The 16,695-nt window shown below is 37.0% G+C and carries 12 protein-coding genes; all 12 read right to left on the reverse strand.

Translation table 11 applies throughout. The features are described 5' to 3' along the window. Positions 1 to 780, reverse strand: coding sequence for a PcfB family protein (locus ACTND6_RS02065; protein WP_441021524.1), 780 nt, complete (start codon positions 778 to 780; stop codon positions 1 to 3). After that, on the reverse strand, positions 777 to 2,135 hold the full coding sequence (locus ACTND6_RS02070; RefSeq protein ID WP_441021522.1) for a relaxase/mobilization nuclease domain-containing protein: 1,359 nt from the start codon (positions 2,133 to 2,135) through the stop codon (positions 777 to 779). Before ACTND6_RS02070 ends, ACTND6_RS02065 begins: the two co-directional genes overlap by 4 nt. Beyond that, positions 2,126 to 2,464, reverse strand: coding sequence for a plasmid mobilization protein (locus ACTND6_RS02075; RefSeq protein ID WP_441021520.1), 339 nt, complete (start codon positions 2,462 to 2,464; stop codon positions 2,126 to 2,128). Before ACTND6_RS02075 ends, ACTND6_RS02070 begins: the two co-directional genes overlap by 10 nt. Beyond that, a complete protein-coding gene (locus ACTND6_RS02080; protein WP_441021518.1) occupies positions 2,448 to 2,582 on the reverse strand; it encodes a hypothetical protein in 135 nt (44 codons plus the stop codon). Before ACTND6_RS02080 ends, ACTND6_RS02075 begins: the two co-directional genes overlap by 17 nt. Positions 2,583 to 2,715: 133 nt before the next feature. Further along, positions 2,716 to 3,321 (reverse strand): DUF3846 domain-containing protein, encoded by a 606-nt coding sequence (locus ACTND6_RS02085; RefSeq protein ID WP_441021516.1) that lies wholly within the window; start codon positions 3,319 to 3,321, stop codon positions 2,716 to 2,718. After that, positions 3,318 to 4,271, reverse strand: coding sequence for a DUF3991 domain-containing protein (locus tag ACTND6_RS02090; protein ID WP_441021514.1), 954 nt, complete (start codon positions 4,269 to 4,271; stop codon positions 3,318 to 3,320). Before ACTND6_RS02090 ends, ACTND6_RS02085 begins: the two co-directional genes overlap by 4 nt. A gap of 4 nt (positions 4,272 to 4,275) precedes the next feature. Then, entirely contained in the window at positions 4,276 to 4,608 is a 333-nt protein-coding gene (locus ACTND6_RS02095; protein WP_441021512.1) for a DUF3848 domain-containing protein, read from the reverse strand. Between the two features lie 9 nt (positions 4,609 to 4,617). Next, positions 4,618 to 12,186, reverse strand: coding sequence for a DEAD/DEAH box helicase family protein (locus ACTND6_RS02100; protein WP_441021511.1), 7,569 nt, complete (start codon positions 12,184 to 12,186; stop codon positions 4,618 to 4,620). Continuing rightward, positions 12,179 to 12,424: a hypothetical protein gene (locus ACTND6_RS02105; RefSeq protein WP_441021509.1), complete on the reverse strand. Its 246-nt coding sequence runs from the start codon at positions 12,422 to 12,424 to the stop codon at positions 12,179 to 12,181. Before ACTND6_RS02105 ends, ACTND6_RS02100 begins: the two co-directional genes overlap by 8 nt. Positions 12,425 to 12,427: 3 nt before the next feature. Next, positions 12,428 to 12,757: a hypothetical protein gene (locus ACTND6_RS02110; protein WP_441021507.1), complete on the reverse strand. Its 330-nt coding sequence runs from the start codon at positions 12,755 to 12,757 to the stop codon at positions 12,428 to 12,430. A gap of 100 nt (positions 12,758 to 12,857) precedes the next feature. Then, the gene (locus ACTND6_RS02115; RefSeq protein WP_441021505.1) at positions 12,858 to 13,610 is read right to left on the reverse strand and encodes a class B sortase; all 753 of its coding nucleotides are present in this window, start codon (positions 13,608 to 13,610) and stop codon (positions 12,858 to 12,860) included. A 2-nt stretch (positions 13,611 to 13,612) separates the two neighbouring features. Next, a complete protein-coding gene (locus ACTND6_RS02120; protein WP_441021503.1) occupies positions 13,613 to 16,639 on the reverse strand; it encodes a SpaA isopeptide-forming pilin-related protein in 3,027 nt (1,008 codons plus the stop codon). Positions 16,640 to 16,695 lie beyond the last annotated feature (56 nt).

Consider the following 16,695-nt stretch of genomic DNA (forward strand, 5'->3'; position numbering starts at 1 on the left):
CTACCTCTCTTTCATTTTCTTTTTCTTTGGCTGTTTTTGAACAGTCGTATTGTTTTTAGATTTGGCAGTATTCCTTTGTGGCTCTTTACGCTCTGTTTCTTTTTGCTGACTTAACTTAGCCTTATATCTATCAAGTTTTTCTTTTACAGACGGCTTTTTCGTCTTATCAACAACACCCTTATCAGTATGCGTATCTTCGAGCTTTAAGTTTTGCCTTGACGGAGGGTTTTTGTCCGTTTTGGCTATCTCGGGGTTTGAAGGAGAATTTTCCTCCTTTTGGATCGGTTTTCTGACTGCCTCTTCCGTAATGATCTCGTTTTTAGATTTAGGTTCGTGACCTTTGTCTTGATCTTGACGTTTATCAATCGCTTCTTGAGCTTTAGTGACAATTGCAGCTTTATCGACTTTGCCAAGTTCAAATCTTTCAACGATGCGTTGAATCTTAGAAGCATCTTCGGCACGAACGATAATATCTACTGGTGCATTATCAGCTTTCGTGCTTTTATCTCTAAGCACACAATAGAGCACACCATAACGTTTAGCTTGTTCCGTGAATTTCTTTAAATCCCTGTTAGGAATAGAAAACACTTTAAGTTCTTTGCCCGATTTGATCATACTGGTAAGTCTTGCCTTGCCTTTGGTTTTTTGCTCTTCCTTTAAAACTGATACAAGTAAGATGGCAATGTTTTTAGCAGCCGAACCACTTAATCGTGCAGCTACTTCTAAACCTTCTAAAGATAATCGGACTACTTGTTCAGCAGCATCGCCTGAATTATTCATCGTACTTTTCCTCCTTTCATTCGTTCTTTTTCTTCATCTTTTTGGATTTGCTTTAGGCGATCATCAATTACTTTTGAACGCTCAGCAATTCCATCGCAAAGAGTTATTTCTTTTCGTAACTCTCGGATTTTTCTAGTCGAATCATAAATTTCATCTTTGATTTTCGATATTTTAATTTCATCAGCATTCTTTCTTACATTTCTTCGTAAGCTTTCTCTTATATCGACCAAAGAATCTATTTCTTTTTCGATTGAATTTTTATATGAGAAAAGCTGCTCGATAGTAGAAATATTTTCTCTAGCAAGCAGCCTTGTCTCCATAGAAATCTTGTCGATCTTCATTAGGTCTTCTTTAAGATAATAATGAAGTCTTGATACATTTTGCTTTTTGTATTTTGGCAGATACCCAAGCTTATAGCAGTAATAAAGATATAGACGATAGATACCACTTTTCTTTTGGATCTTATCTTGTCTTGTTGGAAGGGTATATTGGCGTGGCTTATAGTATTTATTTTCAAAGGGAGAGATATTGATACGTTGATTTTCAATAAGCCTTTTTCTAATAGCCTCTTCCGTATAATTATCACCTAAATTTTTAAGACGGATCGGTTTGGAATAACCTTTAGGAATGATCGTCCAATATTTTCTTGATTCACTCAAAGAGTGTACATAACCCATTTGCGTTAAAGCATAATCAAACGCTTTTAGGTTAGTGCTGTGGCGAATAGCTTCATCGATTGCTTTTCTAGCCAGATCATATCTTGTGGGCATTCCAGCTTTTTCAAGATTGTAATAATAAGACGATTGTTTCGACCTATTTGGATTGGGGTTATAGTACAAGTCATACTTCTCACAAATCTTATCGGCAATAAGCCTAAATTTAAACCAAGCTTTCTCATTGCCCCATAATCTTTTGCCATCTTTAAATGAAATAGAGTTAATAACATAGTGGCAATGAAGATGCTTCGTATTTAAATGAGTCGTGACTACAACTTGAAAACGATCGCCCCAAACTTCTTTAACAAATTCCATACCGATTTTTTGAGCAAGACTAGGTGATATGTTTTGTTCCTTAAAACTTAGATAACCGTGATAGGCTTGAATACCATCTTCTTTACCATAAGCTTGTTTTACACTTATAAACTGATCGCGGGCGGTGGACGGATTACAGTTGATCCCTTCGACATAAAATTCCTGTTCGGTCTTTTCTTCATCTTTGGCATAAGATAAGACATCTTTAAGAGCCTGATATTGTTCTTCGCTATAAACATCTTTACTAGTTTTTTCAGGATTAGTCGCATAGTTAATGACCTTGTTTAGATTGTTTGTAACGGGCCATAGCTTACTTACTGCCATCGCATATCACTTCGATCAGGTCTCAAAAATGTTCTTTCAATATCCGCTTGAAATTTATGCCATCTCTCCGCTTCTTTTTTGATCATCAATGTGTCAACATAACCTAACGCATTTGCTTTAACCGCCAGTTGATTAATGTTATTGCCGATTGACGAAAGTTCGTGCATCACATCATAAAATCTATCATCAGGTTTTTCTTTTGGCTCATATCCTTTAATAAGCAATCGAATAAGTCCTCCTTCCGATAAGCAAGCCTTCTTGGCTTTTCTTTGAAGATCCTGTGCTTCAGCTTTATTCATCAAGATATGTTTTTCAATACTTCGTTTCATTATCGACTTCGTCCTTTCTTTCATCTGTTAAACGATTGATCTGAACAACGCACATATAAACGATTCCCCAGACGCTTCCAATTAAAATTCCAACTCCTAAATAAATCAGTTCTAACATAATGATTCCTCCTTCTTTGCGGGGTATTAGGGGATAGTCCCCTAACGAGAAAGTACCGTTTTGGATATGCCTATCCATAAATGGTCTGCTCGCTAAGATTAAACAGAGAGTTTTACTGCCCCCAAAGTTTTATCTATCTTTCCAATGTTTTGCTCATTGGTTTGTATGGTTTAACTTCAATTTTGTTTTCAGAGACTGTGATTCTTTCTGGGTATTTAAAGAGTTTTTCGTACTTTTTAAGCAGATCATCAGGCATACTCAAGAACCGTTCGCTTTCAATTGGTGCATAACAGATAAAGAATTTTCCAGCGATAATATCTAGCAAATGACCATTATCACCATAGATTGCACGGTTAAGTTCTTCGCCGTTGATCTTGCCTGATTCATTACAGACAATGGCAACTTCATCATCAAAAGGCATATATTCTTCGATATCTCCGCCCACAAGTTTCTGCATATCTTCTAAGGTGTCATTGAGATTAACGACTCTGGGATACTTATGTGGTTCAATAAAAAGCACCTTGATTTTTGTATCCTCATCAATGATCTTGAAAGAATCTTCAATCACATTTAAGGCGAGGGTGCTGCCATTATCCCAATCGATATGAACCTGTCCGGCATCATCAACGTGTGTTACCGTCCCTTTAAGTCCACTTGGCATCTGGCTTTCGCCTTTCATAAGATTGAGTTCAATTCTTGTTCCTTCAGTGTATTTTTCTTTGATATTTTCGATATTCATCTTTCATACTTCCTTTCTTTATTGCGTTTGATATTCAATTTAAAACAAAGAAAGTCGTTAACGTCCTTACCATAACTTGGTGGATCATCAACGACTTCTAAATGGTTAGGAAGAACAAGTTGCAATGCTTTGCTAGCCATTCTTCCAGGCATATCATTATCCAAATGGAGTGTGATACGTTTTGTTTGCGGATTGTCTTCAAGGTAGTTTTTAAGTGCGGCAGGCACTTTACTATTACCGATATCTCGAGCAGGAGAGTAAACACCAGCAAGAGAAATGAGTGTCAGTTCCTTCCAATCGCCACCTCTTAACTTGTATAAAGTTGCGTAAGACAGTAGGTCGATGGCACTTTCAAAAAGATGGATCTCATTTTTATTTGAACCAAGCAAACGGAAGGAATAGTCCTTTTTACTACCTGAACAATCGCCCATAATCCTTGAATTACTTGTTGCTCGATATGCTGCATATCTAGCTTTTTGCTGATCGTCGTAACCTATAAAAACAACATTGTGATAGGGAAGAGATTCCATAATCAAATTGTTTTTAAGACAATAATCGATGATCTCGTGGTCGATTCCTCTTTTTGTAAGATAGTTGATTACCACATCATTGGTATTACTTCTTTGTGGTAAGAGCAACGGTCTATCTTGCTTGGACGATTGAGAATAACGAATTGGCGGTGCAATAGCGCACTTACCAGTTACGTGCTCAACTGCTTCGATAAAGCTCATTCCTTGAACTTTAATCAAATAATCAATCGCACTTTTTCCACCAATCCCTTGACTAAACCACATCCATTTTCCATTTGAAATCTTTAAACTATCGTGTTCCCTTGTACAATATGTGTTCCTTGAACACTTGATAAGCTCATCAGGGTAATAGTTTTTCAAGTAGGTCAAAAGGTCGATCTTCTTTGCTTCCAAGATGATTTCGGGCGAGATATATGGCATATACTCACCTGCTTTCTCTTTCGTCTTTTTGTCTCTCTTTCGTGGCTTTTTGCATTGCGTTATCGATGGTCTCTGATACAAGTTCCATATTAGAGCAGTCATTTTTAAGCCATTCGATATAGCAATAATCTAGTGGATATGATTTGAATGAAAGTGCCTTAGCTTTCGCATTATCGATGTTTTCATTTAAGATGCATATTAAAATGTCTTCTTTTATCACCTTTTCGTAGACATAATTGATTGCTTCACTAGAAGGGATATTCTTCAGCTTTTCGATGAAATCATCGTATTCTTTTTGAACCTTGATTCTTAAAATTTGAACATAATCTATAAACATAGTTGTACCTCATCTTTCATAATCTTTTTGTTTAGAAGATGCTTCAATTGCATCATCGCTTACTTCGCCAACGATCTCGTTTTCTCTTTTATCCATATTAAGAAGAATGTTTAACTCATCTAAACGATGTTGCTTTTCTTTAAGCTCATCTTCTTTGGCAAATGGTTTTTCTACTTCAATCTTGGCTGTTTCAAACTGTTGCTTCGTGCTTTCAAGTTCTTCAGTTGTCTTCTCTAATAGGTCTGGAAAGCGTTCTATGGCGTTATCAAGTCTTGTGATATTTCCATATACATCATCACCTAAAGCCACGTTATAGCTTGTTTCTCCTTTGATTTTGACAACGTAATTTCTCTCGAAAGTATCAAAGAATAGTTCGATTTTAAAACCGCGATATTCTCCAAGTGCGATAGGGTCTGGGCTTTGCATAGACTTACAAGCAGCAATGATCGCTTTTCCAGCATCTTGTTTATCAAAGTAAAACGCACCCGCTACCTTCATTCCGATAAAGGAATCATCTAATGGTTTTGGATGCGTTTTTAATGTTGATATATCTGCTTTAAAATTTTCGATGTGACTTGAAAGGCTTGCTATCCTTTGCGGATAATACTTAATGATCTTATCTTCCAAACTGTATTTTTCGGATAGATAATTAGACTTCAATAGCTTTAACTTCTGTACTTGGATATCCAGATCCATCTTTTCTTTGATATAAGGATTTCCGGTTGCCAGCATCTTGATCTCCGCATAAGAAAGGGCAGTTTCATCAATATCTTCAGCAGATCGAACAGGAGATTTACTTGTCATAATCTGGCTAGCAAACTTTTGCTTACCTTCAACCAGCTGATATAGATAGGCATCAAATGTCTGTTCAGTAACATAACGATAGATATGAACTTCTTCGTTATTGTTGCCTTGCCTGATGATTCGTCCTGCTCTTTGCTCCAAATCGGAAGGACGCCACGGACAATCTACATCGTGCAAAGCGATAAGTTTATCTTGAACATTTGTGCCTGCACCCATCTTTTGGGTAGAACCTAGCAAGATCCTGACTTCTCCTTTTCTCACTTTCCTAAAAAGCTCTTTCTTCTTTATATCGGTATCGGCATCGTGGATAAAAGCCACTTCAGCACTTGGAACACCGAGTGCAATAAGTTTATTTTTGATATCGTTGTAAATAGAGAAGGTTCCATCGCTTTTAGGAGTAGACAAGTCGCAAAAGACAAGCTGTGTTGATCTATCATCACTAGTTTCATTCCAAATACGATAGATGTTATCCACGCAGGCATTGATCTTGCTGCCTTCAAAATCAGGTAACATTTCGTTAAGCATCCGCTGATCTAGTGCAAGTTTTCTACCATCATTTGTGATTTTAAGCATATTATCAATGCTTGAATCAACACCGCCACCTCTTACTTTTTCAGCCCGTTCAGCAAGTGACGCGACCATCTCTTTTTGCATATCCGATGGTTTAACAGCAATGTTATGAAACTCAGCCTTTGGCGCTGGAAGTTCTAACATATCTGCTGTTTTAATATCTGCAACTTCCTTAAACATACTCATAAGCTCAGGAAGGTTATAGAATTTAGCGAATCTTGTCTTTGCCCGATAGCCTGTTCCTTCTGGTGTTAATTCAACCGCTGTAACTGTTTCACCAAAAGTGGATGCCCAGGCATCAAAGTGCTGTAAATTGTTCTTAACAAGCGTGTCATATTGAAGATATCTTTGGATCGTATATAGTTCGACCATACTGTTTGATATCGGTGTCCCTGTTGCAAATACAATTCCTCTGCCACCGGTTATCTCATCAAGATATCTACATTTCATAAAAAGATCGGAGGATTTCTGTGCCTCAGTTTGGGCAATCCCACCAACATTTCGCATCTTCGTATAAAGAAACAGATTCTTATAATAATGACTTTCATCAATAAAAAGACGATCTACACCAAGTTCTTCAAAAGTGACAACATCGTCTTTTCGGCTTTGGTCATTAAGTTTTTCTAGCTTTTGCTTGATAGACTTTCTAGATTTTTCAAGCTGTTTGATAGAGAAATTCTCGCCTCGATTTCTTTTGAGATCTGCGATACCTTGAGTGAGTTCATCAATCTGTTGTTCTAATAAAGCTCGCTGTCTTTCAATCGACATCGGTATCTTTTCAAACTGCGAATGCCCAATGATAACTGCATCATATTCCCCCGTTGCGATCCTTCCACAGAACCTTTTACGATTCTTTGTTTCAAAATCTTTCTTTGTCGCTACCAAGATATTAGCGGAAGGATAGAGTTGCAAATATTCAGCTGCCCATTGTTCTGTTAAGTGATTGGGTACGACAAATAAGGATTTGTTACATAGGCCCAGTCGTTTTGATTCTTGTGCTGCAGCAACCATTTCAAAGGTTTTACCAGCACCAACTGCGTGAGCCAAAAGAGTATTACCACCATAAAGAATGTGCGCTACAGCATTTCTTTGGTGTTCTCTTAATGTGATCTCCGAGTTCATACCATTGAAAACAATATGACTTCCATCATATTCGCGTGGGCGAATGCTGTTGAATCTTTCGTTATAAAGCTTTACTAATCTTTCTCTTCGTGATGGATCTTTCCATATCCAATCTTCAAAACCTTGTTTGATGAGTTCCTGTTTAGATTGGGCGATAGCTGTTTCTTTTTTATTTAATACAGCTTTCTTTTTACCGTCTTCATCTTCTACATAATCAAAGATACGAACATCTTTTAGATTTAGTGTTTCTTCGATGATCTTATAAGCATTTATTCTCCCAGTACCATAGGTACTATAGGCTTTGACATTACTTCGATCATAAGATTTTCCTTCGATGTTCCACTCGCTTGTAAAATCAGAAAAATGAACTTTGATATTCCATCTTGCCCATCTAGGAGTATCCAAAAACTCATAGACAAATTGTTCTACTATTTCAGCTGGTATCCAAGTTGCTCCTAAGCGAACTGAGATATCACTAGCAGGAAGATCTTTAGGCTGCACTTTTTCCAGTGCTTGAACATTGATCGTGTACTTACTAGGTTCCGCTTGATTTGCCATTTTAGCTTGTCTGAGCTTTTCCCTGACATTTCCAGATAAGTATTCATCAGCCATAAAGTATTTGTTTGACAAGCTATTTGTCTCGTCATAAAGAGGATTCAAAAAGATAACCCCTTGCAAATCTTTGAATAGATCTTCTTCACTTTTACCCGTTAAAGAAGTCATAAACTCCATATCGATCTTTGCTTTTTCACCAATTGATACAGCTAATGCCTCGCTGGCAGTATCAACTTCAACAATAGGTAGATGTGGCTTGATTGTACGTTTATAAAACATATCGGCCTTGCGCTCAAGCTCGCCATTTTCGTTGATGACCTCTAATGCTGATAACAAGGAATAAGAACTATCATCACTAAAGACAGATATATTAGCACGACTGTTGATCAAACCATATTTACTGGTAAAGGTATCATAAGCGACATTCAGCTTTGTTTGCGCATCTTTGATATCTTCTTCTGGATAGTCTTCTGTTTGTAATTCGATTAAATTTCTAACTGCATCACGAATGGCAATCATTCCCTTGATCCTGTTTTGTGCCGTGGCAGAGACTTCAACAGGTCGCATCATTGAATTTTCCCGATAATAGATCTTGTCATCTAATATCGTGAAGGAAAAGTTTCTAACAGTTGGATCGGCTGGTATAGAGTTATCGTCTTCTTCTAGGTCATCAGACACTTCATAGCTTTTCATTTCAGCGTGAATATTGCTGATGGCATCATCTAATAAATCGATAAGATTTGCACCTTCATATGGAAGGCAAGTTGCTTCTTGACCAAATCTTCCAGTGATCATTTTCATTTCACCAAGCACCATTTCTGGGTGTGAAATAAAGTAAGAATTCATCTTAATGCCGTTTTCATCTGTATCTAAATGAACCCAATCTGGCTCGATATCGATGATCCTGTCACGCTTTTGTAAGAACAAAATATCAGATACAACTTCTGTTCCTGCGTTTCCTTTAAAGGTATCATTTGGAAGCCTGATAGCTCCGACAAGGTCAGCTCTTTGAGCAATATACTTTCTGACTGATGAATTAGCTTTGTCCATCGTACCTTTGCTGGTTATCAAAGCCATAACTCCGCCAGGTCTTAATTTATCTAAGGACTTGGCAAAGAAGTAATCGTGAATTAAAAAGTTATACTTATCGTATCGCTTATCTAAGACTTTAAAATCACCGAAGGGAACATTACCGATGATTCCATCAAAGAAGTTATCTGGTAGATTTACTTCCTCATACCCCATAGAGGCAATGGAAGATTTTTGGTATAACTGCTGAGCAATCGCTGCAGAAATTTTATCAATCTCAACACCATAAACCTTTGATTCAGCCATTGAATCAGGTAACATCCCGATAAAATTACCGATACCGCAAGATGGCTCAAGAAGATTACCATTACTAAATCCCATCTGTGCTAGTGCTTTGTAAACTGCATCAATTACAACAGGTGGCGTATAAAAGGCAGTCAGCGTACTTTCTCTTGCAAGAGAATATTCATCGCTGTCTAGTAAGTTTTTAAGTATCAGATATTCGCTTGTCCAGACTGTATTGTTACTATCAAATGCTTCGGGAATCCCACCCCAACCAACATACTTTGACAAGACCTCCTGTTCATCATCAGTAGCAAATCGATTTTCAAGTTCAAGTCTTTTCAATACTTCTATCGCTTGAATATTTCGATTAAAGCGTTCTTTTTTACTAACAACTTCAACAGGATGATTTCTAAGATCAAATGTTCTTCTTTCAGCTAGTGGTATTTCGGGATGAAGATCAAAGCTATTGATTTTCCTAGTACGTTTTTGTTCCCAAGCGGGTGTTACTTGTTCAGTCCGGTCATCATTAGACTTAATCTTTTCCATATCCTCATCAGAGACGTAGGTAAGCTCTGAGAAATCTAGATTTACTAAGCCTTGATCGATCAATTCTTCAAGACTTGAATATTGCTCTAAATGCGTTGTTAAATCCAAAACTTTTGTTTCAATCTTGAAGTTATTCAAATCCACTATTGCTTGAATAGGATAGTCACCATCTTCTGTCTCGGTATAGGCGACCCCAATAGAACTTAAATTCGAAAAATCAGCATCGCTTTCAAACTCATCTTGGCAATAGTCATTGATGATCTGCTTGGCTTTTTCTAGCAAGTTTTCTTCAGATAAATCGTTATCTATTTTAGTAAGCTCACCAAACAGATAATCTCGTTCTTTTTGCTGATTAGAATCTAAATCTTCAGTGTCTATATCATTTAAGAACGTGATAATCCCTTTGACATATTCAGACTTACTAAGTCCATTACGGACATTTTCGATAGCATCTTCATCGCTATCGCAACTGTCCAAATTGTCTTGATAGTTATAGAAATCGAAGTCTTTGGCAAAGAAAGCAAGCCTTGTTGCAAGGTCTTGTTCTTCTTTATTTTGCACAATGATCAAATGGTCATTTAAAGGGTTTTCTCTTACTCTTGCATCAAATATATCTCTTGGAAACTCTTTGTTGAAAAGAGGCATATCATAGTCAAAAAGCATGACTCTTTCATCATCGATAGAGAGAATCTCATAAGGGTTGGAACCAATATATACCTTATCTCCAAGATGATATTCGTAAGTCGCATTTGATGTCTCTGTATTTTCTTTTTGAGCTAGTGGATATTGCTCATTTAAAAGTCTTAAGACATAATCTAACTTTTCTACACGATTGATTGGGAATCCATTTTCGTTTTGAAAAGTTACGTCCTTCATTGAGACATCTTTACCGAACATATCAACACGTTCGATTACAAATAATCTTTGATCTATGTTGATCTCTTTACCGATAATGTCATTAGGATCAAAGTTATCATCTGAAAAAGAAGGAGCAGTAGAAAGAATTTTCTTATTCCTTTTTTGATCTTCTATTTCAGCACGTCTGATTGTTTCCTTCTCTAGCCAAGCAGGATAGCGATCTTTTTCTTTATCATTCAGATAGTTATCAGCGCGGATAAGATCGGATATCTGTTTTGCTACCTCCGACCATTTTAAAAGAACTTTTGGAGCATTATCCCCATAACCTTTCCTAATCAAAAGACCTTTGGCATCGTGATCCTGATTATATCCTTCAAAGCCACCGGCATGAGTAGAACCGCCAATTCCATATTCATTTTTAAGGAAGTTAGCATTATCTTTAGCCGAGAAGCTATTTTGAAATTGCTCATAGATGCGCATCTTACCATCGGCAAAACCTGATCCGCTTTTGATAACAGCCGTAATTACTTCTTGCGGTATCGAAAAAGCAGAAGTTTTTGATTCTTCTGCTTGATCTTGAAATAAAGTTAACTGATCTTTAACACTTGGAAGAGGTTTTATATCCTCTAGGCGTAAATGATCTGCGTTTTGATTATTTCGCTTGCTGATTGACGAAAGTTGTTCATCTTGGTTACCCAAGTCATCATATCCTTCGCCTTGAGTTCCTCCGTCAATCCTTCCTTCGTTGCCATTTCCTTGACCAGATTCTCTTCCAAGCTCATCGCTTGCATTTGAATCTCCGATAGGTGTTTGGACAGTTCTCCTTTGGTCAATAGGTTGTAATAAAGAATCCTGTGATGGTTCTTCAAATAATCCTTTCTCATCTGAGCCCATTTGCCCATTATCACTTCCGGCTGTTCGGGAAGACTCAGATTCGGTAGATTGTAATCGCCTACCATTGTATATGTTATCTCTTTCATCATTTAGGCTCCTTTCATTTTTCTTTTCAACTTCATTGTAGTTGCTTTCATTGGATGAAACAATTGTGCGATTTTGTATGTTAAGTGCATTAATCGTTTTGCTGATCGGTAATAATCCCATTTCGGCGATATCGCTTGTTGCAAATCCAAGTGCATTTAAACTATCAACTGTATTAAACAAGGCAATATCATCAAAATCATTTCTAGAATAATAATGATCTGCATCAATGCCAAGCCGAGCCATTAGCATATAGGAGACACTGTTCTTTACTAAATTCTCAAACTTTGACTTTATTTCATCATCACTTAAAGCCGAAAGATTTGAGCCATAAACAGCCACAGGCAAATCATATAAATAATCGCTGATGTTATCATCAACTCCGTTTGTGATACCTGCCTTTATAACAGAAGCAAGGTTTCTACTAGATTCACTAATACCGAAAGTATTTGATAACGTCTCTATGACTTCTGGCAAATACTCATCTTTCATCTGCCAAATGGGCACAGGACGAGAATAGCGACTTTCGTGGGTGTCTGAAATATCAAAGTAATGGGTAAGGCGTTGCTTTAATCTATCTTCATCAGCAAATACTGCAATACCTTTAGCACCTTTATTGACCCATCTTCCAAAGCGATTGTTCCATTTTTCGATTTCTAATACAGCTATTGCATCCGGTCTTTGCGCATAGATAAGTATCTGCTCATCAAAGCGAAGGCGGAAATTCCTTCCCGCTGTTTTTAAGAAAGACTTCCAGCTATCAGCATTTTCACTTACTTCATTAATCGTTTGATAATAAAGATCAGTGATAAGCTCATATTTCCTAGCCATTATTTTCACCTTGTTTATCTACTTCATCATCGCCACCACATAAGTAGGAGTATAGCTTTCCGCTTTTTGTGCTCTTTTGCAGAGCCAAGATGATGCTCATCTCAGGAATCGTGATTCCTTTGATTTGTAGAATGTTCTCCATTTCCAACTTTTGAAGTTTCTTTTCTGTGTCATAACCAGATTCTGCAAGCTTAGTAATGACCTTTATTTTTTGTTGCATCGTGACTTCACTAGGCATAGCCTATTCCTCCTTATTTGTTGCGTAATTTCGATAAAGTATTTCCAGTTCTTTTCTTCTTTGACGACAGCTTCGATCCCCGGCAAGCTCAGGAATCTCAGCTTGTATCTTTGCCCTTGATCGTCTGACGCTTTCAAAATGAGGCAATCTAAGTTCTCGATAATGATTCATCACTGAAGAAAAAGAGAATGAGCCAATATCCCGATCACAAGTTGGATAAGGATTCACTGCTTCACAAACAAGCAAATAAAGTTTCATATCATCATTCCTTGCTTCTTCATTTGCTTTTAAGATCTCTAAAACAACTTTTTCGATGGTATATGGATTATTCATAAGTGTCCTCCTTTACAAAATAAAAAGGGCGAACAGTTTTTTGCTCGCCCGCGATTGATATGGATTAGAATAAGCGTCATCGCTAAACATTCTTATTCATTTATTGTTTGATTTCTTTTGCAACTACTACCACTCGACTATTGCCATCTCTTGTATCACAAGTTACCAAAGTCATAAGCTTATCACTAGTTGAAATGCTTTCTCCTGTTTCATATACAGCATCTTCTTTAACTGATCTTAAAAACGATGCATATGAATCTTGATTACGCCAAGAACTTTTGGTGAATTCAAGTGAATCATTGAGATTATCTAGATCGATATTTAAAACAGATACGATCTGATAAGTTCTAACTTCATCTGGCAAAACAAAATTGAAAGTCGGATGTGATAAATAGAAATTCTTTTCTAGATAGTTCATTAAAGGCGTGAATATGATATTGCCAGTAGTACTTGAATGGCCATAAACCACTACATTAGTAGAATCGATATTCCCATCATAGGAAATAAATGGAATTCCAGCACTGGCATAATTAAGGTCAATATTACGTCTTACATAATAGTCATTATCACTTGCTTGAACGATCGGTTCATAGATCATTCGCTCATCAAATTCGATAATACCAACGACATCCTTGTTTCTTTGTTTCAGAAGATCTAAAGAAAGAACCTGAATTTGTTCTTCAGGTTCTTTGCTGGTATCAGTGGCTGTAGTTGTTTTTTCGCTTTCTACTGGTACATAGAAATCGCTGTAGTCATAAGCTTTTTTCTCTTGATTGATGAAGGCATAGATTCCAAACCCCACCAAAAGCATCGCTGCTAATGAGATTAATGCTACTCTCTTTTTATATTTCATAATCAAACTCCTGTATTTGGTATATCGATTCGCTCATTTTTGAAGACATAAGTGATAGTATCTTGATCTTTATCAGCGACCACGCTTACTTCAAATGGTTCTTTTGATAATTCATAAGAAGCTGGCGCTTCGATCTCTTTAAATTCATATTCGTGACCATAGATAGCATTTGCAAATACAGCGTGACCATCTTTTACGATATGTTTAGAGACTTCTTCGCTACCTTTTTTGCGTGAATAATAAACGCCTTCATCAAGATCCAGGATGATTTCTTTTGAATCATTTGTCTTTACTGTTTGAACGATCTCGCTAAAATCTTCATCTTTAGTAATCTCATATTCTTCATTTGCTGAATCACCTTTAATTGCTAATTTGCCCGAGACTACAATGCCAAGATTTGTATTTGTAGTCTTATCGATAACTTCAAATACCGCTCCATCTAGTAGTACATCGCCATTATCTTTATCGACTTTTTTTATCTCGATATCTAATCGTCTTTTAGCGTTATGGATCTCATCTAATTCAATAAAAGATGTTTCCTTAGTTGTATCTTCATCATAAGCGAAGGTGAACTCATACTTATTTTCATCAAGAACGAAACCGACATTTGTTTCAAGTTCTTTAACATAGTAATCCCCGACTGGAAGATCTAACTGTTCATTGTTTTTGCCAGATTCATCCAGTGTTAAAACACCAACTAAAGCGTCTTTGGGAATAATGATATCTTCGCCAATTTTGATGTCTTCACTTGTATAGACTCCAAACAAAACATCCTTGTAGGCAGTCTTGTCATCGTCCTCAAAAGTCTTCTTCAATTCCAGATCCAGTTTTTGTCTTTCGTTGACCATCGTGAAGTTTTTTGAGACAACTTCTACTAACTGTCCTTCGTATTCGATATTTACTTCATAGACCGTAGAATCTAAGACAAATCCTTCAAGTGTTTCTACTTCTTGAATCGTATATTCACCAAGTGGAAGTTTGGATGAAATGATCTTACCTTCATCATCGGTAGTCAGTGTTTCGACAAGATCCCCTTTATTGAACCAAACCGTGCCTTCTTGACCAACGATATCCTCTTTGGCTCTGATTTCATAAGTGATTCCAGGTAGCAGCTTATTTTCATAGATAGGTGAATACATCATCCCATATTCAGTCAGCCTAAAGTCGGCATTAGTGAATTGTTCACCATACTTCTCAATCGTTATCTGACCTTTTTGAGCCTGATTATCAAAGTTCATAAAGATCTCGGTTGTAGAACCATCAACAGTAAAAGGAATTTCTTCATCTTTTAAAACATAACCATATGGCGCTTTGATCTCAACGATCTTGTATTTACCATAGATAAGTGGTTCCGGTAAATGAACAGAGCCGTCTTCCTTGGTAACAAAAACATCAGTCTCGTATTTTTCAGGATATGTGACAGTTTGTTTGATGAAATTTCCATTACTGTCTTTTATCTTGAATTCAACACCACTGGCTGGAATCCTTTTGCCTGTTTCAGTATCAGTTTTATAGATATTCAGCTCAGCTTTTAAAGTATCATTATAGATGTTATAGAAGTATACTTTTTCATTTTCATCGATCATTACTTCAAAAGGTTTTAAGGTGTCATATCCTTCTGTCGCTTGTTCCTTGACGACATAAAGACCATAAGGCAAATAATCGCTGATTGCTCTTCCTTCATCGTCGGTTACAAGTGTTGCAACTTTTTCGCCACTGGATTTTAAGAAGATATCAAACTTAAAGCCAACTCCTGGTTTTTGAATAACGGATTCATAAGGATATTCGGTTTCCTGCTCAATCGATTTAGCAATCTCAATACGTCCCTTGATGACTTTATCTTGATAAACAGTATAGAAAGTTTCTGGTGTACTATCACCACTAAAAGTCAGATCAACACGATTGCAGGTGTCATTATCAAGATAACCGGTAGGCGGGGCCACCTCGCATACTTGATAACTTGTACCAACCGGATACTTCTTTGATTTAACAGTGGCACCATTGGTGGTTAACATTTCCAAGACATTACCACTTAGGTCTTTTAATTCAAATTCGGCTCCATTGAATGTGGCGTCGCCCTGAGGGGTATTACCAGTTTCGACATCTTGCTTTTCAACTTGAATATCAGCATATAATAACTCAAAGTTCACACTGAAGTTTCGTGTTGGATCTTTTCGTTTTGCCAAGTAAAGAACGGTTTGTTCACCTGGGGCACCATAGATGATATTGCACTCGTAAGATGATACATTACTTTGATATGTTGCGTTGCGATCATAATTCTCGGATGTGATTTCATAAGTAACACTATTGCCACTTACACTGGCTTTTACACCGTTACTGGAAGTGATATTGAAGTTTCCTAAAACACCTTTTGTATCAGAGACTGTGACTGGTGTATTTAACCCCATCTTGATCGTTGAGTTGTGGAATGATGGTCTACCTTGTGGTTGACTTCTTAAACGATTGATCTCATTAACTTCTGCACTTACATCCATCATCGATGAGCCATCTGGTGTATATGGGTCATACCATTTTGAAACAACTTCCCAGATCATTAGCTGTGTTGCGATATAGTAATTTGGTGTCTGATGTCCTGGATAATCATAGCCATAGTAAGATATTTCCCAAATCGCTTGTCTTTGGCTTTTGCTCAAACTGTCCCAATAGACATAGTTTTCAGGGTATTGGCCATCTTCCTTGAACAATAAACCTGGCTGAATACAAAAAACCGTATTTCCATTGATCCTTAGATGAGCAACATAAGAATAGCCAAGTTCATTTTCAAAGACTGGGATCTTGGCATATCTTTCACCGATCGATGGTGTATTGATAGAAAAGGTGCTGATACCATTTGTACTTGCTCCAAAGACTTCATCATAGGTTCCAAGCCTGATGATTTCTTCTGTTGCATCATAGTTTTCATCATCATTTTCTTCTGCAAAAACACCAATCGATGATGTGCTAAGAGAAGTGATCATAATGAACGCTGCTAAAAGTGTTTTAAGCAGCCTAGATAACTTGTCTGTCATTTCTTTCTCCTTTCATTGTTTGTGAAAATAAAAAGAACTCTAACTAGTGAGTTCCA

The organism is Bulleidia sp. HCP3S3_C9 (assembly GCF_052064035.1).
Lineage (GTDB): Bacteria > Bacillota_I > Bacilli_A > Erysipelotrichales > Erysipelotrichaceae > Bulleidia.

What these genes read in the sequence shown, in the direction of transcription:
- ACTND6_RS02120 (WP_441021503.1), bottom strand. Translation starts at nt 16,639, where the DNA reads ATGACAGACAAGTTATCTAGGCTGCTTAAAACACTTTTAGCAGCGTTC.
- ACTND6_RS02085 (WP_441021516.1), bottom strand. Translation starts at nt 3,321, where the DNA reads ATGAATATCGAAAATATCAAAGAAAAATACACTGAAGGAACAAGAATT.
- ACTND6_RS02115 (WP_441021505.1), bottom strand. Translation starts at nt 13,610, where the DNA reads ATGAAATATAAAAAGAGAGTAGCATTAATCTCATTAGCAGCGATGCTT.
- ACTND6_RS02070 (WP_441021522.1), bottom strand. Translation starts at nt 2,135, where the DNA reads ATGGCAGTAAGTAAGCTATGGCCCGTTACAAACAATCTAAACAAGGTC.
- ACTND6_RS02105 (WP_441021509.1), bottom strand. Translation starts at nt 12,424, where the DNA reads ATGCCTAGTGAAGTCACGATGCAACAAAAAATAAAGGTCATTACTAAG.
- ACTND6_RS02065 (WP_441021524.1), bottom strand. Translation starts at nt 780, where the DNA reads ATGAATAATTCAGGCGATGCTGCTGAACAAGTAGTCCGATTATCTTTA.
- ACTND6_RS02100 (WP_441021511.1), bottom strand. Translation starts at nt 12,186, where the DNA reads ATGGCTAGGAAATATGAGCTTATCACTGATCTTTATTATCAAACGATT.
- ACTND6_RS02075 (WP_441021520.1), bottom strand. Translation starts at nt 2,464, where the DNA reads ATGAAACGAAGTATTGAAAAACATATCTTGATGAATAAAGCTGAAGCA.
- ACTND6_RS02090 (WP_441021514.1), bottom strand. Translation starts at nt 4,271, where the DNA reads ATGCCATATATCTCGCCCGAAATCATCTTGGAAGCAAAGAAGATCGAC.
- ACTND6_RS02095 (WP_441021512.1), bottom strand. Translation starts at nt 4,608, where the DNA reads ATGTTTATAGATTATGTTCAAATTTTAAGAATCAAGGTTCAAAAAGAA.
- ACTND6_RS02080 (WP_441021518.1), bottom strand. Translation starts at nt 2,582, where the DNA reads ATGTTAGAACTGATTTATTTAGGAGTTGGAATTTTAATTGGAAGCGTC.
- ACTND6_RS02110 (WP_441021507.1), bottom strand. Translation starts at nt 12,757, where the DNA reads ATGAATAATCCATATACCATCGAAAAAGTTGTTTTAGAGATCTTAAAA.